This window comes from Streptomyces sp. NPDC088354 (genome assembly GCF_044753585.1).
In the GTDB taxonomy this organism is placed as follows: Bacteria; Actinomycetota; Actinomycetes; order Streptomycetales; family Streptomycetaceae; genus Actinacidiphila.
On sequence record NZ_JBIVNJ010000014.1, the window covers coordinates 45554 to 65900 of the forward strand.

The following is a 20347-nucleotide window of genomic DNA, read 5'->3' on the forward strand; positions in this document are numbered from 1 at the left end:
GTCGTGGTGCCGATGATGTCGAATCGATTCGAAGCGCCACCGATCGTAGATCGCCTTCCCGACCCGCGGCAAGTGCCTGCCGTGGGATCGGCTGCCGCCTAGGCTTGAGTGCTCGGCTTGTGTGGGGTGGGGGGAGATCGTGATGTGGTCGGCGGCCGGAGACGCGTCTCTCGCGGGTGAGTTGGTCATCGCGGTGGTCGGATTCGCCGCGGGTGTGGTGCTGGCGTCCGTGAACGCGCTCCATGCCCGCCGCAACGAGGACCGCCGCCAGCGGGCCGAACGCGCCGGCGACGCTCTGGTCGACTTCATGCGCGGCATCGCCGAGAACGCCCAGTACCGCGGACGCCTCCACGGCGCCGGACACGCCGTGACGGCGGAACGGGCAGCCGAATTGGAGGACCGGATCACCGAGTCCCTGGTGCTCGTCTCCTCCGCGAAGGCACGCCTGGCCACCTACGGCAACGCCGAGGCCGGCCGGCTCCTGGCCGCCATCGAGCGGGACGGCGGGTTCGTCGGTTCCGATCCCGTGGTGCAGCGCCGCATGTCCGAACTGGTCGCGGCGCTGCGCACGGAGCTGCGGCTCAGGGGCAAGCTGGAGGCGGAGGACATCCGCGTCGTCCTCTTCGGTCCGTGACCGGGTCCGTCTCCCGCCCGGGAAGGCCGTGCCGCCCCCGCCCCCGCCCTCGGCAACGGCAACCGCAACGGCACCGTGAGCGTGCTCAGCGGACCGGTGGTGGGCCGTCGCGGGTGGGGCGGGAGGTGGCGAGGCCGGCGAGGAGGCCCGCGCCGGCGGTGACGGCGGCGTAGCTGAGCACGTGGTCGACGGCCGACTGCATGGCCAGGCCGGAGAGCGCGGCCGCGGCGGTGAGCACGACGGACGTCGTGCGGGGGGAGCGGCGCAGGGCCCACAGGACCCAGGCGTAGGAGGCGGCGAGGAGTGCGACGCCCGGGGCGCCCTGCTCGGCGGCGAGCTGGAGCGGGGCGGACTGCGGTGTGCCGCTGCCGACGGTGACGTCGGTGTCCGACCTGACACCGGTGTCCTCCACCTCCACGAACCGTCCGGGACCGACGCCGCGCAGCGGGCTGGTCCCGGCGATGTGCAGGGCCTCGTGCCAGAGCCTGACGCGCGCGGGGGTGAGCTGGCCGGCCAGGGACGCGGACAGTCCTGGCGGCAGGGCGTCCACGGCGACCGCGTACGTGCCGCCGACCGCCACGACGGTGGCCAGCGCCAGTCCGGCGAGCCCGATCACTCGGGGGGTGCGGTCGGCGGCGAGCGAGCACAGGAGTACGCCGAGCGAGGCGGCGAAACCGGCCGCCGAGCCGAGGCCGAGGGCGAGCAGCGCCGCCAGGGCGCCGAGCAGCCGCAGTCCGAGACGCGGTGGGCCCGGGCGGGCGGCCCAGGCGGCGCAGCACGCGGCGCCGGTGGCGAGCACCATGAGGGCGGCGTCGGCGTTGACGTATCCCAGCGGAGGGGTGTGCGGTCCGCGCGACAGACGTCCGGGCAGGAGCAGTGTCAGCGCGACCGCGGCCACGGCCGCGGTGGCGGGCACCGCGACCGGCCGCAGGGCCCCGCCGATCCTTCCGGCGGCGAACCCGGCGGCGACGGCGAGCACCGCGAGCAGGACGCCTTCGGGACGTGCGGGGCGGCCGACCGCCGAGACCAGCGCCCAGACCGCGCTCGAGGCCAGGAGCGCCGCTCCGACGGCGTCGGCCCGGCCGGATCGCGGGCTGTCGGGCGGGGCGTCGTCACCGGCGATGCCGGCCGCGTCTCCCGTTGTCGTGTTCATCCCCGAACCCCCTGACGCCACCCCGTGCGGGCGGGACTCCCCGGGCTCACGGTAACCGCTGTGACGTGGTGGTGTGGATATGTCGTGCGGTAACACCGTGGCACCCGCGTCGGCCCGGCCGCCTCGGCGGACATGATCCACCCGAGCCCGTAGGCTCGAGGGCGTGCCGATTCCCGAATTCATCCGTGAGCTGCGCGCCCTCGTCGGCCACCGGCAGCTGCTGCTGCCCGGTGTCACGGCGGTCGTCCTCGACGACGACAACCGCGTCCTGCTCAACCGCCGTGCCGACAACGGGCGCTGGTCCCTGATCGGGGGGATCAGCGAACCCGGTGAGCAGCCCGCCGAGACGGCCGTCCGGGAGGTACTGGAGGAGACCGGCGTGCGGGCGGTGGCCGAACGCGTCGTCCTGGTGCAGACGATCAAGCCGGTCCTGTATCCCAACGGCGACCGCTGCCAGTACGTCGACATCACCCTGCGCTGCCGTGCCGTGGGCGGCGAGGCGCACGTGGCGGACGACGAGTCGCTGGAGGTCGCCTGGTTCGGCATGGACGAGCTGCCCGAGCTCGGCGGTCACGGCCGGCTGCGCCTCAAGCACGCGCTCACCGAAGGGCCCACCTGGTTCGAGCCGGCGGGGCCGCCGGAAGAGTGAGTGTGGAGCGCGCCCACCAGCTCGGAGGCGACTGTGGGCGTTGCCCACATCGGTGCGGGGGCCGTCGTTGCCTAGCCTCGTGGCCATGACGGACTCCACCCCCCAGCCGGGCGTCCCCGACCTGGGCGGCCGCACCGCTCTGGTCACCGGAGCCGCGGGCGGCATCGGACGCGCGTGCGTGCTGCGGCTGGCCGCCGCGGGCGCCAAGGTGCGCGCCGTGGACCGCGACGCAGAAGGCCTGGCAGCCCTCGTCGAACGGGCCACGGACGACGGCCGCCCCGGCACGGTCGAGGCGCTCACACTGGACCTCACCGACCTCGACGCCGCCGAGCACGCAGCCGCCGGCACCGACATCCTCGTCAACAACGCCGGACTCCAACTGGTCCGGCCCATCGAGGACTTCCCGCCGGAGGTGTTCTCCACGGTGCTGCGGGTGATGCTGGAGGCCCCGTTCCGGCTCATGCGCGGCGCGCTGCCGCACATGTACGGCCAGGGCTGGGGCCGCATCGTGAACATCTCCTCGGTGCACGGACTGCGCGCCTCGCCGTACAAGAGCGCCTATGTAGCCGCCAAGCACGGCCTCGAAGGGCTCTCCAAGACGGCCGCGCTCGAAGGCGCCGCGCACGGCGTGACCTCCAACTGCGTGTGCCCCGGCTACGTACGCACCCCGCTGGTCGAGCGGCAGATCGCCGACCAGGCGGCCGCGCACGGCATCGACCCCGAGCGGGTGGTCGGCGAGATCCTGCTCGCGGACACGGCCGTGAAGCGACTGGTGGAGCCGGAGGAGGTCGCCGAGATGGCCGCGTATCTCTGTTCCCCGCAGGCGTCCTTCGTCACCGGCGCGTCCCTGACCATGGACGGCGGATGGACGGCGCACTGATCTGCCGGTATCCCTGACAGCGTGCCCGACCACCACGACCCGCCCGGCTCCCACGGCCCGTCCGACCGCCACGACCCATCCGCCCGGGACGACCACGAGGACACCAGCGGACCCATGCCTGCGTACGGACCCGCCGACGCGCCCTACCTGCGGCTGCTGGCCCGGGGTGCCCCGGCGGAGGAGTACGAGCGCCCGGTGCTGGCCGCCCGCGCCGAGGGTGCCGTGCCCACCGTGCTCGCCGAGTTGGAGCAGGCCAAGATGCTGGCGCTGCGGGTGCGCGCGGAAATGGAGGGCAGGCGGCGGCGCGAGGCCGAGCTGTCGGCGCTCTTCGAGACGGCCGGCGACCTCGCGGGGCTGCGCGACCTGGACTCCGTGCTGCAGGCCATCGTGCACCGGGCGCGGTCCCTGCTCGGTACGGACGTGGCCTATCTGAGCCTGATCGACCGCAAGGTCGGCGACACCTACATGCGGGTCACCGAGGGCTCGGTCTCGGCGCGCTTCCAGCGTGTGCGGCTCGGGATGGGGGAGGGGCTCGGCGGGCTGGTCGCCCAGACCGCCATGCCCTACGTCACCGAGTCCTACTTCGAGGACGAGCGGTTCTGCCACACCTCCCCGATCGACTCCGCGGTGCACGACGAGGGCCTGGTCGCGATCCTCGGGGTGCCGCTGGTGCTCGGGACCGGGGTCATCGGCGTGCTGTACGCGGCCGACCGGCGGGCCCGCGTCTTCGAGCGGGAGCAGATCGCCCTGCTGGCCTCGCTCGCCTCGCTCGCGGCCGTCGCCATCGACACGGCCAACCTGCTGGAGGAGACCCGTTCGGCCCTCGCGGACCTCGGCGCGGCGAACGAGACCATCCGCACCCACAGCGCGGCGCTGGAGCGCGCCTCCGAGGTGCACGACCGGCTGACCGAACTCGTGCTGCGCGGCGGCGACGTGGACGACGTCGCACACGCGGTCGCCCAGGTGCTCGCCGGGACGGTCCGCGTGGTGGGCCACGACCACGAACCCGTACCCGGCGACCTGGCCGCCGCCGTCGCCCGCTCCCGCAAGGACGGCCGCGCCGTGCGCCAGGGCGACACCTGGGCCGCCGCCGTCACCGCGGGCGGCGAACTCCTCGGCGCACTGCTGCTGCGGGGCCACCCCGAACTCGATCCCGTCGACCAACGCACCCTGGAGCGGGCCGCGATGGTCACCTCCCTGCTGCTGCTCGCCCGCCGCAACGCGGCCGAGGCCGAGCAGCGCTTCCGCGGCGAACTGCTGGACGACCTGCTCGACGCCCCGCACCGCGACCCGCGGTTGCTGCGGGAACGCGCCGGACGGCTCCGTGCCGACCTGGACGCCCCGCACATCGTGCTGGCCGCGCGCATCGACGACGAGACCGACGGCAGTTCCGACCGGCTCCGCCTGTGGTCCGCCGCCTCCCACATCGCGGCCACCCACCGGGGCCTGGCGGCGGCGAGGGACGGCGGCACCGTGCTGCTGCTGCCTCTGGAGCCGGACGCCGACGCCTCGTCCACGGCGCGCCGCATCGCCCGCCAGCTCGGCACCGCGGTCCAGGCCGCCGTCACCGTGGGAGCGTCCAGCCCCGTTGCCGCGCCTGCCGGCCGTCCCGGATCCGTGGCACTGGCCTACGCCGAGGCCCAGCGCTGCGGCGACGCCCTGCGGGCCCTCGGCCGCGCGGGAGAGGGCGCCGCCGGGGCCGACTTCGGATTCCTGGGCCTGCTGCTCACCGACGCACGGGACGTCGACGGATTCGTGCACCGCACCATCGGGACCGTCGCCGACTACGACGTACGACGCGGCACCGAACTCGTCCGCACCCTCGACGCCTACTTCTCCAGCGGCATGAGCCCGGTGCGCACCAAGGACGCCCTCCATGTGCACGTCAACACCGTCGCCCAGCGTCTGGAACGGATATCCCACCTCCTCGGTCCGGACTGGCAGTCACCGGACCGGGCGCTGGAGATCCAGCTCGCGCTGCGCCTGCACCGACTCTCCTCGGCCCAGGACTGATCCACGCCCTGGTGACGTCTCGTTCACGGTGACGACGCCGGACCCCGCCACCGACGGCGGTGACGGGGTCTCACGGTCGAGGCGGCCTCAGCTCGCGGGCGCGGAACGGGCGAGGGGCGCCTCGTCCGCGGTCTCGGGTTCGACGGCCGCGAGGTCGCGGCCGCGGGTCTCCTTGGCCACGGAGACCGCGACCAGGGTGATGACGGCGGCGAGGATGACATAGAGGGCGATCGGGGTCGCGCTGCCGTAGTCGGCCAGCAGCGCCGTCGCGATGAGCGGCGCCGGGGCGCCGGCCGCGACCGAGGCGAACTGGGCGCCGATCGAGGCGCCCGAGTAGCGCATCCGGGTCGCGAACATCTCCGAGAAGAAGGCGGCCTGGGGCGCGTACATGGCGCCGTGCAGGATCAGGCCGACCGTCACGGCCAGCAGCAGCGCCGGGAAGCTCTTGGTGTCGATCAGGGCGAAGAAGGGGAACGCCCACAGGCCCACGCCGGCCGCGCCCAGCAGGTAGACCGGCTTGCGGCCGATCCGGTCCGAGAGGGCGCCCCAGGCGGGGATCACCGCGAAGTGCACGGCGGAGGCGATGAGCACGGCGTTGAGCGCGGTCTGCTTGCCGAGGCCCGCCTGTGTGGTCGCGTACACCAGGACGAAGGCCGTGATCACGTAGTAGCTGATGTTCTCGGCCATGCGCGCGCCCATCGCCACCAGCACGTCGCGCCAGTGGTCGCGCAGCACGGCGACCAGCGGCATCCGCTCCACGGCCGCGGTCTCGGTCTTGCGGGCCTCGGCCCGCGCGAGGGCCTCCTTGAAGACCGGGGACTCGTCCACCGAGAGCCGGATCCACAGGCCGACCAGGACCAGGACGCCGGACAGCAGGAAAGGCACGCGCCAGCCCCACGAGGTGAAGGCGGCATCCGACAGCAGGGCGGTCAGCGCCGACAGCACACCGGTGGCCAGCAGCTGTCCCGCGGGGGCCCCGGTCTGCGGCCAGGAGGCCCAGAAACCGCGCTGCCGGGCGTCCCCGTGCTCCGACACCAGCAGCACCGCGCCGCCCCACTCGCCTCCGAGCGCGAATCCCTGCACCAGGCGCAGCGCGGTGAGCAGCACGGGGGCGGCCGAGCCGAGGGTGGCGTGGGTCGGCAGCAGGCCGATGCAGAAGGTCGCGCCGCCCATGAGCAGCAGGCTGAGCACCAGGAGGCGCTTGCGCCCGAGGCGGTCCCCGAAGTGCCCGAAGACCAGCGCGCCGACGGGCCGCGCGGCGAAGCCCACCGCGTAGGTGAGGAACGACAGGAGGGTGCCGACCAGCGGGTCCGAGCCCGGGAAGAACAGCTTGTTGAAGACGAGGGCGGCGGCGGACCCGTAGAGGAAGAAGTCGTACCACTCGATGGTCGTGCCGATCAGGCTCGCGGCGACGATCCGCCGGAGGCCGGCCGGCGGTGGGGGAGCGGTTGCGGGGGAAGCCATGTGCACCACTTCCAGGCGGTTGTCGGGGACGTTTCCGTGTCGGCACAACGTAGAAAGACGCAGGTCACCGGCCCATGTGGTGGGACACCATAGTTAACGTGGCCGATATCCCCGCGACCACCACGGCCGGCCGTCCGCCGGAGGGCTGGGGAGCCGGGGAGCCGGGGGGCCGGGAAGAAGGGAAAAGGGGGAACGGGACAGGGGTCGCCAGGAGGCCGTCGGCGGAGTCCGGCCGTCGGGTGTCGCCGCCGTGGGCAGGGTCCCGTCGAGACGGATGCGCTCACGAGATATCTTGATGTCGAGCAATGTTGCAATGTTGCAGACGTGGAGCGGAGCACCCGGTGACTGACTCGACCATCATCTATACGCACACCGACGAGGCGCCGGCGCTGGCGACGTACTCGTTCCTGCCCGTGATCCAGGCGTACGCCTCCACGGCCGGAGTCGCCGTGGAGACCCGCGACATCTCCCTGGCCGGCCGGATCATCGCCAGCTTCCCCGAGTACCTGGAGGAGGGCCAGCGCATCCCCGACGCCCTCGCCGAGCTCGGTGAGCTGGCCAAGACCCCCGCGGCCAACATCATCAAGCTGCCGAACGTCTCGGCCTCGATCCCGCAGCTGAAGGCCGCCATCGCGGAGCTGCAGGAGCAGGGCTACGCGCTGCCGGACTACCCGGACGACGCGAAGTCCGACGAGGACAAGGACGTGCGCGCCCGCTACGACAAGATCAAGGGCAGCGCCGTCAACCCGGTCCTGCGCGAGGGCAACTCCGACCGCCGCGCCCCCGCGTCGGTCAAGAACTACGCCAAGGCGCACCCGCACCGCATGGGCGCCTGGTCGGCCGACTCCAAGACGAACGTCGCGCACATGACCGGTGACGACTTCCGGTCCACCGAGAAGTCCGCGGTCATCACCGAGGACGGCTCCCTGCGCATCGAGCTGCTCGGCGACGACGGCACCACCACGGTGCTGCGCGAGTTGGTGCCGGTGCTCGCGGGAGAGGTCGTGGACGCGTCCGTCATGCGCGTCGCGGTGCTCCGCGAGTTCCTGGGCGAGCAGGTCGCCCGTGCCAAGGCCGAGGACGTGCTGTTCTCCGTGCACCTGAAGGCCACGATGATGAAGGTCTCCGACCCGATCGTCTTCGGCCACGTGGTGCGCGCCTTCTTCCCGAAGACCTTCGCGCAGTACGGCGAGGCCTTCGCGGCCGCCGGCCTGACCCCGAACGACGGTCTCGGCGGCATCCTCAAGGGCGTCGAGGTGCTTCCCGAGGGCGCGGCCATCAAGGCGTCCTTCGAGGCCGAGCTCGCCGAGGGCCCGGCCCTGGCGATGGTCGACTCCGACCGCGGCATCACCAACCTGCACGTCCCGAGCGACGTCATCGTCGACGCCTCCATGCCGGCCATGATCCGCACTTCCGGCCACATGTGGGGCCCGGACGGCCAGGAGGCCGACACCCTCGCGGTGCTCCCGGACAGCAGCTACGCCGGCATCTACCAGGCCGTCATCGACGACTGCCGCGCCCACGGCGCCTTCGACCCGGCCACCATGGGCTCGGTGCCCAACGTCGGCCTGATGGCGCAGAAGGCCGAGGAGTACGGCAGCCACGACAAGACCTTCGAGATCCAGCACACCGGCACCGTCCGCCTGGTCGACCTGGCCGGCAACGTCGTGCTGGAGCAGGCCGTCTCCGCCGGCGACATCTTCCGCGCCTGCCAGACCAAGGACGCGCCGATCAAGGACTGGGTCAAGCTCGCCGTCACCCGCGCCCGTGCGACCGGCGACCCGGCGGTGTTCTGGCTGGACGAGGAGCGCGCCCACGACGCGAACCTCATCGCCAAGGTGACGCAGTACCTGACGGAGCACGACACCGAGGGCCTGCAGATCGAGATCAAGTCCCCGGTGGAGGCGATCAAGTTCTCCCTCGACCGCATCCGCCGCGGCGAGAACACGATCTCGGTCACCGGCAACGTGCTGCGCGACTACCTGACCGACCTCTTCCCGATCCTGGAGCTGGGCACCAGCGCCAAGATGCTGTCGGTCGTCCCGCTGATGAACGGCGGCGGCCTGTTCGAGACCGGCGCCGGCGGCTCCGCGCCCAAGCACGTGCAGCAGCTGGTCAAGGAGAACTACCTGCGCTGGGACAGCCTGGGCGAGTTCCTGGCCCTGGCCGTCAGCTTCGAGCACCTGGCGACCACCACGGGCAACGCCCGCGCCCAGGTCCTGGCCGACACCCTGGACCGCGCCACCGGCACGTTCCTCAACGAGGACAAGTCGCCCAGCCGCAAGCTCGGCGGCATCGACAACCGCGGCAGCCACTTCTACCTGGCCCTGTACTGGGCCCAGGAGCTGGCGGGGCAGACGGACGACCCGGAGCTGGCCAAGGCCTTCGCCCCGCTCGCCCAGGCGCTGGCCGAGCAGGAGGAGACCATCGTCGGCGAGCTCATCGCCGTCCAGGGCTCCCCGGCCGACATCGGCGGCTACTACCAGCCCGACCCGGCGAAGGCCTCGGCCGTCATGCGCCCGTCGGCCACCCTCAACGAGGCGCTGGCGATCCTCGGCTGACCCGGCCGCGGCCCGTACGACGCGAACCGCCCCGGCCGGAATCCGGCCGGGGCGGTTCGCGTCGTCGTGGTCCGTGCAACGAGCTCCGGCGCGCGTCAGGCGAAGACGCCGTCGAGCCAGCGCTGCCAGCGTTCCGCGGCTTCCTTGCCGTCAGCGCCGGCCGAGAAGTCGTGCACGCTGACGCCGACCGGTGCTCCGAAGTGGTTGCGGCCGAAGACCCGGTACATGGCGTCGGCGGTGCGCAGGCCGACGAAGTACGGATTGCGGAAGTCCACGACGGCGTCCACGGGGTCCGCGGTGCCGGGCAGCCGCAGGTGGACCGCCGCGCCCTCGGCGGCCTCGTCCGGGACGCCGAGGGCGCGGCTGGCGGCTTCCAGGGCGTCCGGCGCGGTGGAGGCGCCGGGGCCGTTCACGGTCGCGAAGGCGGCGGGGCGGCCCGCGAAGTGCGCCAGGTACTGGCGCAGGGTGTGCAGGTAGAAGTCGGTGTGCTTGCTCGCGCCGTCGTACTGGTTGTCCCAGTCGTCCACGAAGATGCCGCTGTGCACGTAGCGCACCAGGGAACCGCCCCCCTCGCGCGCCTCGATGACGTGCTCGAGCTGGTTGAAGACCTGGTTCTGGACGGCGTCGGTGAACTCGGCGCGGGCGGTCAGGTGGTGCGGCGGGTCCCAGACGGCGAGGACGCCGCCGAAGGGCGCCGCGCCGCCCTGGCGTGGCTCGAACTCCTGGGGCCACAGCCAGCCCGCCGAGCCGGTGGTGACGGCCTCCCAGACCTCCTCCGGTGCCGCCTCGACCTCGAACTCGCGGACGATCTCGAATTCCTTGCCCATGGTGCTGCTCTCTCCTCGTGCGCGCTGGTGCGGGGACGATGCGGTGGATGCGGTGGATGCGGTGGATGCGGTGTGCGCCGCGGCCGGTGCGCTCACGGCGCCTGCTCGATGGCCGGGGCGGACTCCGGGGCCGACTCCGGCGCCGACCGCTGCCCGGGTGCGGGCTCCTTGACGGTGGGATGGAGCGCGACGACGATGCGGTGCTCGCGGCCGCCCTCGGCGCCCGCGTCGTGATACTTGGCGATCAGCGCGCTGACGCCGCGGGTCAGCTCCTCCACGAAGGCGGCCCGGTCGGCGGCGGAGGCGAAGCGCACCTCGCCGTCCAGGGCGTAGGTGGCCAGCCGCTTGCGGGCCTTGGCCGCACCGGTGATCAACGTGCCGACGTCGCGCACCAGGCGGGCGGCGACGGCCAGCAGCCAGCGGGCGGACAGCTGGTCCCGGAAGCGGCCGGGGTCCGGCTGCACGGCGGCCAGCGCGAGGGGCGAGATGACGTACGAGGCGGCGGTCGCCTGCATCAGCCGCTCGGTGACGTTGCCCTTGCGGCGTTCCCCGGCCAGCTCCACCAGGCCGTGCGCCTCCAGAGCCCTGAGGTGGTAGTTCACCTTCTGCCGGGGCAGCCCGACCCGCGCGGCGAGCATCGTCGCCGATGCGGGGCCCCCGGCGAGCTCGGCCAGGAGCCGGGCCCGTACGGGGTCCAGGGAGGCGGCGGCCGCCGCGGAGTCCTCGATCACGGTCACGTCCAACATGCCCCCAGGCTCTCACCGAACAATATTTTTGTCCAGACTCATGGTCTTGTCGGCGAGGTGCCGACGCCGCCGTGACACCGGCCGGTAACCCCGGGGACAGGGACGAAACGCCGATTTCACCGGGCGAGCGAACACCCCTGACATCGCCCTGATCGGCATCCGCGCAGGTGACGCGACGGAACGCACGGGCCCCCATCGCGTTACAGCGTGGTACTGCACCCCGCGCTTCCCGGCTCCTAAGGTCAGCCGACAAGCGACCCGGAGTCGAGCTCCGGGGCCCGCTCATCGCCGCGATTTCGGAGGGAAGACCGATGAGTCGAGTTGTGCGCGCAGCGCTCGTGCAGACCAGGTGGACCGGCGACAAGGAATCGATGATCGACCTGCACGAGCGGTACGCCCGTGAGGCAGCCGCGCAAGGGGCGCAGGTGATCGGCTTCCAGGAGGTCTTCAACGCCCCGTACTTCTGCCAGGTGCAGGAGCCGGAGCACTACCGCTGGGCCGAGCCCGTGCCGGACGGCCCGACCGTGCGCCGGATGCAGGCGCTGGCGAAGGAACTGAACCTGGTGATGGTCGTGCCGGTGTACGAGGTCGAGCAGGCGGGCTTCTACTACAACACCGCGGCGGTGATCGACGCCGACGGCTCCTACCTCGGCAAGTACCGCAAGCACCACATCCCGCAGGTCAAGGGCTTCTGGGAGAAGTTCTACTTCAAGCCCGGCAACCTGGGCTGGCCGGTCTTCGACACCGCGGTCGGCAAGGTCGGCGTCTACATCTGCTACGACCGGCACTTCCCCGAGGGCTGGCGCGCCCTCGGCCTCGCCGGAGCCGAACTCGTCTACAACCCCTCCGCGACCTCGCGCGGACTGTCGGCCTACCTCTGGCAGTTGGAGCAGCCGGCCGCCGCCGTCGCCAACGAGTACTTCGTGGCCGCGATCAACCGGGTCGGCCAGGAGGAGTACGGCGACAACGACTTCTACGGCACCTCGTACTTCGTGGACCCGCGCGGCCAGTTCGTCGGTGACGTGGCCTCGGACAAGGAGGAGGAACTGGTCGTGCGCGACCTGGACTTCGGGCAGATCGAGGAGGTCCGCCAGCAGTGGGCCTTCTACCGGGACCGACGCCCCGACGCCTACGGCCCGCTGACCGAGGCCTGAGGGGAGGGAGGGACGGCATGAGCCGGATACTGATCCGCGGCGGACTGGTCGTCACCGCCGCCGAGGAGACCCACGCCGACGTGCTCGTCGAGGACGAGCGGATCGTCGCCCTGGCGGCCACCGGCAGCTCCGTGGCCGAGGGCTGGACGGCGGACAGCGTGATCGACGCGACCGGGAAGTACGTCATCCCCGGCGGTGTCGACGCGCACACGCACATGGAACTGCCCTTCGGCGGGACGTTCGCCTCGGACACCTTCGAGACCGGGACGCGGGCCGCCGCCTGGGGCGGGACCACGACCGTCGTGGACTTCGCCGTGCAGTCCGTCGGCGAGTCGCTGCGCGCCGGACTGGACGCCTGGCACGCGAAGGCCGAGGGCAACTGCGCCGTCGACTACGCGTTCCACATGATCATGTCCGATGTCACCGAGGACAGCCTCAAGGAGATGGACCTCCTCGTGGACGAGGGTGTGACCTCCTTCAAGCTGTTCATGGCCTACCCGGGCGTGTTCTACAGCGACGACGGCCGCATCCTGCGGGCCATGCAGCGCGGCGCCGGCAACGGCGGCCTGGTGATGATGCACGCGGAGAACGGCATCGCCATCGACGTGCTGGTCGAGCAGGCGCTGGCCGCGGGCAGGACCGACCCCCGCTACCACGGCGAGGTCCGGCGGGAGTTGCTGGAGGCCGAGGCCACCCACCGCGCCATCAAGCTGGCGGAGGTGGCCGGTTCGCCGCTGTACGTGGTGCACGTGTCGGCCGAGTCGGCGGTCGCCGAGCTGGCGGCGGCCCGCGATCGCGGCCTGAACGTCTTCGGTGAGACGTGCCCGCAGTACCTGTTCCTGTCGACGGAGAATCTGGCGGAGCCGGACTTCGAGGGGGCGAAGTACGTGTGCTCCACGCCGCTGCGGCCCAGGGAGCACCAGGCGGCGCTGTGGAAGGGGCTGCGGACCAACGATCTCCAGGTGGTGTCCACGGACCACTGCCCGTTCTGTTTCGTGGGGCAGAAGGAGCTGGGCCGCGGGGACTTCTCGAAGATCCCGAACGGGTTGCCGGGGGTGGAGAACCGGATGGATCTGCTGCATCAGGCGGTGGTGGACGGGCACATCAGCCGGCGGCGGTGGATCGAGATCGCGTGTGCCGCTCCGGCGCGGATGTTCGGGCTGTATCCGCGCAAGGGGACGATCGCGCCGGGCGCGGACGCGGACATCGTGATCTACGACCCCGCGGCGGAGCAGGTGATCTCCGCCGAGACCCATCACATGAACGTCGACTACTCGGCCTACGAGGGCAAGCGCGTGCGCGGCAGGGCGAGCACCGTCCTGTCCCGCGGCACCGTGATCATCGACCAGGACCGCTACCTGGGCCGGGCCGGCCACGGCCGCTACCAGACCCGTGCGACCTGTCAGTACCTCGTCTGACCACGCCGAGCCACCAGGGGAGCAGAGCAATGGAATTCGGTCTCGTCCTGCAGACGGACCCGCCCGCCTCGGGCGTCGTGGAGCTGATGAAGCGCGCCGAGCGCAACGGCTTCGGCTACGGCTGGACCTTCGACTCGGCGGTGCTGTGGCAGGAGCCGTTCGTCATCTACAGCCAGATCCTGGCGCAGACCGAGCGGCTGGTCGTGGGGCCGATGGTCACCAATCCGGGGACGCGGACGTGGGAGGTGACGGCCTCCACGTTCGCCACCCTCGCGGACATGTTCGGCAACCGCGTGATCTGCGGTATCGGCCGCGGTGACTCGGCGATGCGGGTGGCCGGGCGCAAGCCCAACACCCTCGCCCGCATCGAGGAGGCCATGCACGTCATCCGCGAGCTCGCCGAGGGCCGCGAGGCCGACCTCGGCGGGGCGCGCGTGCGCATCCCGTGGGTGAAGGAGGGTGCGAGCCTGCCCGTGTGGATGGCCGCCTACGGGCCCAAGGCCCTCGCCATGACCGGTGAGAAGGCCGACGGCTTCATCCTCCAACTCGCCGACGTCTACCTGACCGAGTGGATGGTCAAGACCGTCAAGGACGCCGCGGAGCGGGCCGGCCGCAATCCGGACGAGGTGAGGATCTGCGTCGCGGCGCCGGCGTACGTCACCGAGGACGACTCACCGCGGGCACTGGCGCACGCCCGCGAGCAGTGCCGCTGGTTCGGCGGCATGGTCGGCAACCACGTCGCCGACCTCGTCACCAAGTACGGCCACCAGTCGACCGCGGTTCCACAGGAGCTGACGGATTACATCACGGCCCGTCAGGGGTACGACTACGCCCACCACGGCCGCACCGGAAACCCCGACACGGCCTTCGTCCCCGACGAGATCGTCGACCGCTTCTGTGTGATCGGCACCGCGGAGCAGCACATCGAGAAGCTGACCGCCCTCAAGGCCCTGGGCGTCGACCAGTTCGCGCTCTACAACATGCAGGACACCAAGGAGTCGGTCATCGACGTGTACGGCTCGACGGTGATCCCCGCCGTCAGCGGCTGACCCGGACAAGCCGCGACCCGACCCCCGCATCCCCCCCCGCATCCCCCCACCGCCACCCGCACGGCATGCGTTCGATCCCCGTCCGCGTCTCGAACGAAGGGGCTGCTGCCATGACAGCCACCGCTCCACCGCCCGCAGGAAGAACCGGCGCCGAAGGCCGCGTCGAGCTCGCGCCCGACGCGATCCCGACCGGCCCGTACGCCAACGAGGACCTGCTCCCGGTCCCGCTGGCCCAACGCAAGTGGACCACGTACAACTTCACCGCGCTGTGGGTCGGCATGGCCCACAACGTCGCCTCCTGGACGCTCGCGTCCGGCCTGGTCGCGCTCGGCATGGACTGGAAGCAGGCGGTGTTCACCATCGCCCTGGCCAACCTCGTCGTCCTCGTGCCGATGCTGCTCACCGGCCACGCGGGACCCAAGTACGGCATTCCCTTCCCGGTCTTCGCGCGGGCGTCCTTCGGCGTCCGGGGCGCGAACCTGCCGGCGCTGGTGCGGGCGGCGGTGGCCTGCGTCTGGTTCGGCATCCAGACGTGGATCGGCGGCTCCGGCATCTTCCTGCTCGCCGGGAAGCTCTTCGGCGACGACTGGGCGACCGCGGGCCACATCGGCGGTTACCCGTGGACGCAGTGGCTGTCGTTCGTGATCTTCTGGATCCTGCAGGTCGCGATCATCGTGCGCGGCATGGAGACGGTCCGGCGCTTCGAGAACTGGGCGGCGCCCTTCGTCATCGTCGGCGCCGTCGCGCTGCTGATCTGGATGAGCGTCAAGGCCGGGGGCTTCGGCCCGCTGCTCGACCAGCCCTCCTCGCTCGGCTGGGGATCCGGCTTCTGGAAGGTCTTCTTCCCCGCGCTCATGGGCATGATCGGCTTCTGGTCGACGCTGTCCCTCAACATCCCCGACTTCACCCGCTACGCCGCGGGCCAGCGCGCCCAGCTGTGGGGCCAGTCCCTGGGCCTGCCCACCACGATGACGCTGTTCGCGCTGCTCTCGGTGCTGGTCACCTCGGGCTCGCAGGCCGTGTACGGGGAACCGATCTGGGACCCGGTGGCGCTGGCCGCCAAGCTGGACAACTGGGCCGGGGTGCTCTTCGCGCTCATCACGGTGCTGGTGGCGACCCTGTCGGTGAACATCGCGGCCAACGTGGTCTCGCCGGCCTTCGACCTCTCCAACATCGCGCCGCGCAGGATCAGCTTCCGCACCGGCGCGCTGATCACCGCGGTGGTGGGCGTCGTCATCTTCCCCTGGAAGCTGCTGGCGAGCCCGCAGGCGTACATCTTCACCTGGCTCGGCACGGTCGGCGGTCTGCTCGGCACCGTGGCCGGCATCCTCATCGCCGACTACTGGATCATCCGCCGCACCCGGCTCGAACTCGCCGACCTGTACCGGGCGGAGGGCCGGTACTGGTACGACGGCGGCTGGAACTGGCGGGCGCTGGCGGCGTTCGCGGTCGGCGGCGTCCTCGCCATCGGCGGCTCGCACTCAGGGCTCGACGCGAAGGGCGTCAAGCAGGGGCCGTTCCCCGTCGACGGGATGATCCCCTTCCTCAAGCCGCTCGCCGACTACGGCTGGGCCGTCGGCCTGGCCGCGTCCTTGATCGCCTACCTCCTGCTGACCCGGCTCGCCCCCGACCGCAGGACCTGACCCCGGCGCTCGCACGCGGGGCCCGGGGCCGGCCGCCTCAGCGGTCGGCCCCGGGCCCCGCGGCGCGCTGCGCCTCGTGCGCGAGGAGCGCGACGTACAGCGACGTCAGCTGCTCCCAGTCGTCCAGGTCGATGCCGAGCAGTGACTCGATGCTCTGCAGCCGCCGGTAGAACGCCGGGCGGCTGACGTGGTGCACCTGGGCCGCCGCCGACTTGTTGCGGCCGGTGTCCAGATAGGTGCGCAGCACGTCCAGCAGGGCCGGGTTCCGCAGCAGCGGCCCCAACTCCCGCCCGATGAAGGCCTGGAGCTCCGGCTCGTCCCGCATCAGCCGGACCAGGCCGCGCAGCCGCACGTCCCGCAGCCGCGCCACCGGTGCCGCCGGGGGCCCGGCCACCGCCGCGTCCGCGACGTGCACCGCCTCGACGAAGGAGCGCCGGACCTCGTCCAGTTCGCGGCAGCCGAAGCCCGCCCCGGCGACCGCCGTCCGGCCCCGGGCCGCCAGTTCCTCGTGCACCTGGACGGCGACCCGCCGCACGGCGGCGTCGGTGTCCTGCCCGTACGGGACGCTGAGCAGGACCGCCGTCCCGGCCGGGCCGATCCGGGCCACCAGGCCCGCGACGTCGGGATGCTCCGCCAGCGCGCGTTCGATCAGCTCCGGCACGTCGTCCCGGCCGTCGCGCGCCGGGCCGAGGGGGCGTACGACCACGGGCACGAAGACGCGCCGGTTGACCGGCAGACCGGCGGCGCGGACCCGGGTCAGCAACTGCTCCGGGCGGGCGGTTCCCGACGCGAGGTCGAGCAGCAGCGATTCCGCGGCCTGGTCCTCCCAGCCCCGGTCGCGGTCGCCCAGCAGGCGGTGCATGGCCAGCGCCTCGGCGGCGCGGGTGCCCAGCAGGTGCCCCGACTCCTCCGTGCCCTGGTGGCCGACGAGCACCAGCCGGCCCCACTGCTGCCCCCTGGCCTCCAGCGGTGCCACGATCCAGCCGTCCGGGCCGACCGTCACCGCGCCGCTCCCCGCGAGCTCCGCCACCTGGCGGGAGACCCGTTCCCAGTCCCGCAGCAGGCCGTTGAGCGACCCCTGGTCGCCGGCCGAGGCCAGTACGCGTTGCGCGAGATTGACCACGAGCGCGGGGCAGCCGCTCAGCGCGGCGATCTCGTCCAGCACCCGCTGCAGCGTCGCCCCGGAGAGATTGAGCACGGTCAGCGAGGACCGTACCCGCTCCGACAGGTCGAGGGCGGCGAATCGGCCGTGCACCAGGCGCGCGTGCACCTCCTCGGTCAGCCGGGCGAACGGCGCCGGCCGGTGCAGCACGATCAGCGGCACCCCGCAGCGCTCGGCGGCCCGCCGCATCGGCTCGGGCGTGGTGCGGAAGGCGCGTCCGAGGCCCAGGACCACGGCGGCGACGTCGGCGCGCTGCATCGACTCGATGTACTCGCGCTGCGCCCGTTCGTCGCCCGCCAGCAGCAGGCCGGTGGTGAGCACCATCTCGCCGCCGCTGAGCATGACCCCGACGTCCAGCGCCTCGGCCACGTGCAGCCAGCGCACCGCGCGGTGCAGGTGCGCGGAGCCCGCGACGACCTCCGGGCCCCAGGGCGTGACCAGGTCCAGGTCCAGGACGTCGCGCACGGTCAGCCGACCCGCCGTGTGCGGCGGGGGTGCGTCCGGTCTGTCGTCGCCCACGCGATCACGCCCGTCCCTCGTCCTGCCAGGGGTGGGAGTCTAGTCACCGCCCTGCGGCGTGCGGCTTGCCGAACCCGAACTCGTGCCCGGGGAGCGGGCCGGCCGGCGTGTGCCCCTTGGGGGCCGGAAGGGCTGGAAGAGGCCGCCGCGGCGCAGCTGCCCTGCGGGGCCGCCGGCCGCCGTGAGTCCCCCCGGGACGGGTCCGGTGCCGGTGCCGTCGTGGCGCGGCGGGTCGGGCGCCTCCGGTTTCGCCGGTGCCACGCCGTGGGCGGTCCGGGCCGGACCGCCCACGGGGTCGGCGTCCCTCAAAGGCCGTAGACGCGGCGGGCGGTCCCGGAGAAGACCGCGTCGCGTTCGGCGGGGCTGAGGTGATCGGTCAGGGTGCGGGCGGCGTCGACGACCTCGGCGTAGGAGGCGGCGAGCCGCGAGACCGGCCAGTCGGAGCCGAACATCAGGCGGTCCGGGCCGAAGGCGTCGAGCACGGTGCCGGCGTAGGGCGCGAGGTCGGCGGTGGTCCAGGTGTCCCAGTCGGCCTCGGTGACCATGCCCGACAGCTTGCAGACGGCGTTGGGCAGCGCGGCCAGCGCCCGCACGTCGTCCGCCCACGGGCGCAACGTGCCCGCGGCGATCGGGGGTTTGCCCAGGTGGTCCAGGACGAACACCAGGTCGGGCAGGAGCGCCGCGGCCTTGGCGGCCGCCGGCAACTGCTCGGCCAGGACCACCAGGTCGTAGACCAGCCCGGCGTCGGCCACGGCGCGCAGCCCGCGCTGCACGTCCGGGCGGAGCAGCCACTCGGGGTCGGCCTCGCCCTGCACCTGGTGGCGGATGCCCACCAGGCGGTCACCGCCGGGCAGTTCACGCAAGGCGGCCAGCCGGCCGGCGACCGCCGGGTCCGTCAGGTCGGTCCAGCCCACGACCCCCGCGACGAGACCGCCCCGCGCGGCGAGGGCCAGGAACTCCGGCGTCTCCTCCGCGACGGTGACGGTCTGCACGAGGACGGTGGCGGTGACGCCCGCCGCCCGCGCCTCCGGTTCGAGGTGGGTGACGGAGAACGAGCGGCGCAGCGGCGCCAGCCGTTCGCCGGTGATCCAGTCCTGGTCGCGGACGGACAGGTCCCAGACGTGGTGGTGGGCGTCCACGACGCCGTGCGGCACGCTCACAGTTCCCACACCACCGGAAGGGCCGCCCCGGCGCCGTCCGCCGAGTAGTCGTGCGCGACCTCCAGCAGCCCGGCCATCCGCGCCTGCCAGGCGATGTTGACGGGCAGCCGCTCCAGTGCCGCGATCATCGCGGGGTAGTCGTCCACGTCCAGGAGGTGGAACAGGTCGGTGCCGCTGCGCCAGATCGTCCACTCGCGCACGCCCGCGGCGCGGATCGCGGTGGTGAGCTCCCCGGGCACCTCGCGGTGCGCCGCCTCGTACTCCTCGATCCGGTCGGTGCGGACCCTGGTGTGCAGTGCGACTCTCACCACGCCTCCCCGGCAGGGACGGGCACGTCGGCGTCGAGCAGCCCCTCCGCGCGCAGGTCGTCCCAGAGGGCGGCCGGCAGCGGGTGCTTGTGCATCGCCTCTGCGTCCCGCACCTCCGCGGGCGAGCGCAGCCCCAGCAGCACGCTGGACACGGCCGGGTGGCCCGCCGGGAAGCGCTGGGCAGCCGCGCGCAGCGGGACGCCGTGGCGGCCGGTGACGGTCTGGAGCCGGCGGGCGCGGGCCAGGACGGGGGCGGGCGCCGGCGCGTACTCGTACCGGGCGTCCGGGTGCGGGTCGATCAGCAGACCGGAGTTGAAGACGCCGCCGACCACCACGCTCTTGCCGCGCGCCGCCGCCTCCGGCAGTACTTGGGCCAGGCCCTCCTGCTCCAGCAGCGTGTAGCGGCCGGCCATCAGCACCACGTCCACGTCGGTGTCGCGCAGGAAGCGCGCGAGCATGCCCGTCTGGTTCATGCCGGCGCCGATGGCGTCCACGACGCCCTCGGAGCGCAGCTTCTCCAGGGCCGGGTAGCCCTGGCCGAAGGCCTCTTCGGCGTGCTCGTCCGGATCGTGCAGGAAGGCGACGTCGATGCGGTCGAGGCCGAGGCGTTCCAGGCTGTCCTCGATGCTGCGGCGCACGCCGTCGGCGCTGAAGTCCCAGACCCGGCGGTGGGTGGCGGGGACGGCGAAGCCGTTCGCGAGGTCGTCGCCGGCCGCGCCGCCGTCCTCGGCGGGCACCAGGAGGCGGCCCACCTTGGTGGAGACGGTGTACTGCTCTCGCGGCCGGTCGCGCAGGGCGGCGCCGATGCGCCGTTCGGACAGCCCCAGGCCGTAGTGCGGGGCGGTGTCGAAGTAGCGGATGCCCGCGTCCCAGGCGGCGTCGACGGCCTGCGCCGCCGCCTCGTCGGTGACGGGCGTGAAGAGGTTGCCGATCGCGGCGGCGCCGAAGCCCACCGCGGTCACGGGGACGCCGCTGCGGCCCAGTGTGTTGCGTCGCATCCCGGCGGT

17 protein-coding genes are annotated in these 20347 nt (G+C 72.7%); 9 read left to right on the forward strand and 8 right to left on the reverse strand.

Annotated features, from left to right (window positions below):
- The first annotated feature begins 142 nt into the window (after positions 1-142).
- A complete protein-coding gene (locus ACIP98_RS21590; protein ID WP_401977467.1) occupies positions 143-634 on the forward strand; it encodes a hypothetical protein in 492 nt (163 codons plus the stop codon).
- Between the two features lie 85 nt (positions 635-719).
- On the opposite strand, the gene ACIP98_RS21595 is transcribed toward ACIP98_RS21590, so the two are convergent.
- The gene (locus tag ACIP98_RS21595) at positions 720-1787 is read right to left on the reverse strand and encodes an O-antigen ligase family protein (protein ID WP_401977469.1); all 1068 of its coding nucleotides are present in this window, start codon (positions 1785-1787) and stop codon (positions 720-722) included.
- Between the two features lie 163 nt (positions 1788-1950).
- Here ACIP98_RS21595 and ACIP98_RS21600 point away from each other — a divergent pair, with 163 nt between their 5' ends.
- From ACIP98_RS21600 to ACIP98_RS21610, 3 genes are all read left to right on the forward strand, one after another.
- Complete coding sequence (locus tag ACIP98_RS21600; protein WP_319664195.1) at positions 1951-2436, forward strand: NUDIX domain-containing protein; 486 nt, start codon at positions 1951-1953, stop codon at positions 2434-2436.
- 85 nt (positions 2437-2521) lie between these two features.
- Complete coding sequence (locus tag ACIP98_RS21605; protein WP_401977471.1) at positions 2522-3316, forward strand: 3-hydroxybutyrate dehydrogenase; 795 nt, start codon at positions 2522-2524, stop codon at positions 3314-3316.
- Positions 3317-3430: 114 nt separating this feature from the next.
- On the forward strand, positions 3431-5329 hold the full coding sequence (locus ACIP98_RS21610) for a helix-turn-helix domain-containing protein (RefSeq protein ID WP_401977570.1): 1899 nt from the start codon (positions 3431-3433) through the stop codon (positions 5327-5329).
- 87 nt (positions 5330-5416) lie between these two features.
- On the opposite strand, the gene ACIP98_RS21615 is transcribed toward ACIP98_RS21610, so the two are convergent.
- On the reverse strand, positions 5417-6793 hold the full coding sequence (locus ACIP98_RS21615; RefSeq protein ID WP_319664197.1) for an MFS transporter: 1377 nt from the start codon (positions 6791-6793) through the stop codon (positions 5417-5419).
- Between the two features lie 341 nt (positions 6794-7134).
- Between ACIP98_RS21615 and ACIP98_RS21620 the strand changes: the two genes are divergently transcribed.
- Complete coding sequence (locus ACIP98_RS21620) at positions 7135-9354, forward strand: NADP-dependent isocitrate dehydrogenase (protein WP_401977473.1); 2220 nt, start codon at positions 7135-7137, stop codon at positions 9352-9354.
- A 95-nt stretch (positions 9355-9449) separates the two neighbouring features.
- Here the strand turns inward: ACIP98_RS21620 and ACIP98_RS21625 are convergent, their stop codons facing one another.
- Complete coding sequence (locus ACIP98_RS21625; protein WP_401977475.1) at positions 9450-10181, reverse strand: SRPBCC domain-containing protein; 732 nt, start codon at positions 10179-10181, stop codon at positions 9450-9452.
- A 92-nt stretch (positions 10182-10273) separates the two neighbouring features.
- Complete coding sequence (locus ACIP98_RS21630) at positions 10274-10927, reverse strand: ArsR/SmtB family transcription factor (protein ID WP_401977477.1); 654 nt, start codon at positions 10925-10927, stop codon at positions 10274-10276.
- A 311-nt stretch (positions 10928-11238) separates the two neighbouring features.
- Between ACIP98_RS21630 and ACIP98_RS21635 the strand changes: the two genes are divergently transcribed.
- The 4 genes from ACIP98_RS21635 to ACIP98_RS21650 all read left to right on the forward strand — a co-directional run bounded on the left by ACIP98_RS21635 (position 11239) and on the right by ACIP98_RS21650 (position 16191).
- Positions 11239-12081, forward strand: coding sequence for a nitrilase-related carbon-nitrogen hydrolase (locus ACIP98_RS21635; protein WP_319664201.1), 843 nt, complete (start codon positions 11239-11241; stop codon positions 12079-12081).
- Positions 12082-12098: 17 nt separating this feature from the next.
- The gene (gene hydA, locus ACIP98_RS21640) at positions 12099-13499 is read left to right on the forward strand and encodes a dihydropyrimidinase (RefSeq protein ID WP_401977479.1); all 1401 of its coding nucleotides are present in this window, start codon (positions 12099-12101) and stop codon (positions 13497-13499) included.
- Between the two features lie 29 nt (positions 13500-13528).
- Entirely contained in the window at positions 13529-14548 is a 1020-nt protein-coding gene (locus tag ACIP98_RS21645) for a TIGR03842 family LLM class F420-dependent oxidoreductase (RefSeq protein ID WP_401977481.1), read from the forward strand.
- 110 nt (positions 14549-14658) lie between these two features.
- Positions 14659-16191: an NCS1 family nucleobase:cation symporter-1 gene (locus ACIP98_RS21650; RefSeq protein WP_401977483.1), complete on the forward strand. Its 1533-nt coding sequence runs from the start codon at positions 14659-14661 to the stop codon at positions 16189-16191.
- Between the two features lie 37 nt (positions 16192-16228).
- On the opposite strand, the gene ACIP98_RS21655 is transcribed toward ACIP98_RS21650, so the two are convergent.
- The 4 genes from ACIP98_RS21655 to ACIP98_RS21670 all read right to left on the reverse strand — a co-directional run bounded on the left by ACIP98_RS21655 (position 16229) and on the right by ACIP98_RS21670 (position 20338).
- A complete protein-coding gene (locus tag ACIP98_RS21655; RefSeq protein ID WP_319664204.1) occupies positions 16229-17872 on the reverse strand; it encodes a PucR family transcriptional regulator in 1644 nt (547 codons plus the stop codon).
- 305 nt (positions 17873-18177) lie between these two features.
- On the reverse strand, positions 18178-19032 hold the full coding sequence (locus tag ACIP98_RS21660) for an amidohydrolase family protein (RefSeq protein ID WP_401977484.1): 855 nt from the start codon (positions 19030-19032) through the stop codon (positions 18178-18180).
- A complete protein-coding gene (locus ACIP98_RS21665) occupies positions 19029-19340 on the reverse strand; it encodes an L-rhamnose mutarotase (RefSeq protein ID WP_401977486.1) in 312 nt (103 codons plus the stop codon). Before ACIP98_RS21665 ends, ACIP98_RS21660 begins: the two co-directional genes overlap by 4 nt.
- Positions 19337-20338: an aldo/keto reductase gene (locus ACIP98_RS21670; RefSeq protein WP_319664207.1), complete on the reverse strand. Its 1002-nt coding sequence runs from the start codon at positions 20336-20338 to the stop codon at positions 19337-19339. The genes ACIP98_RS21665 and ACIP98_RS21670 overlap by 4 nt, the downstream gene beginning before the upstream one ends.
- Positions 20339-20347: the final 9 nt, after the last annotated feature.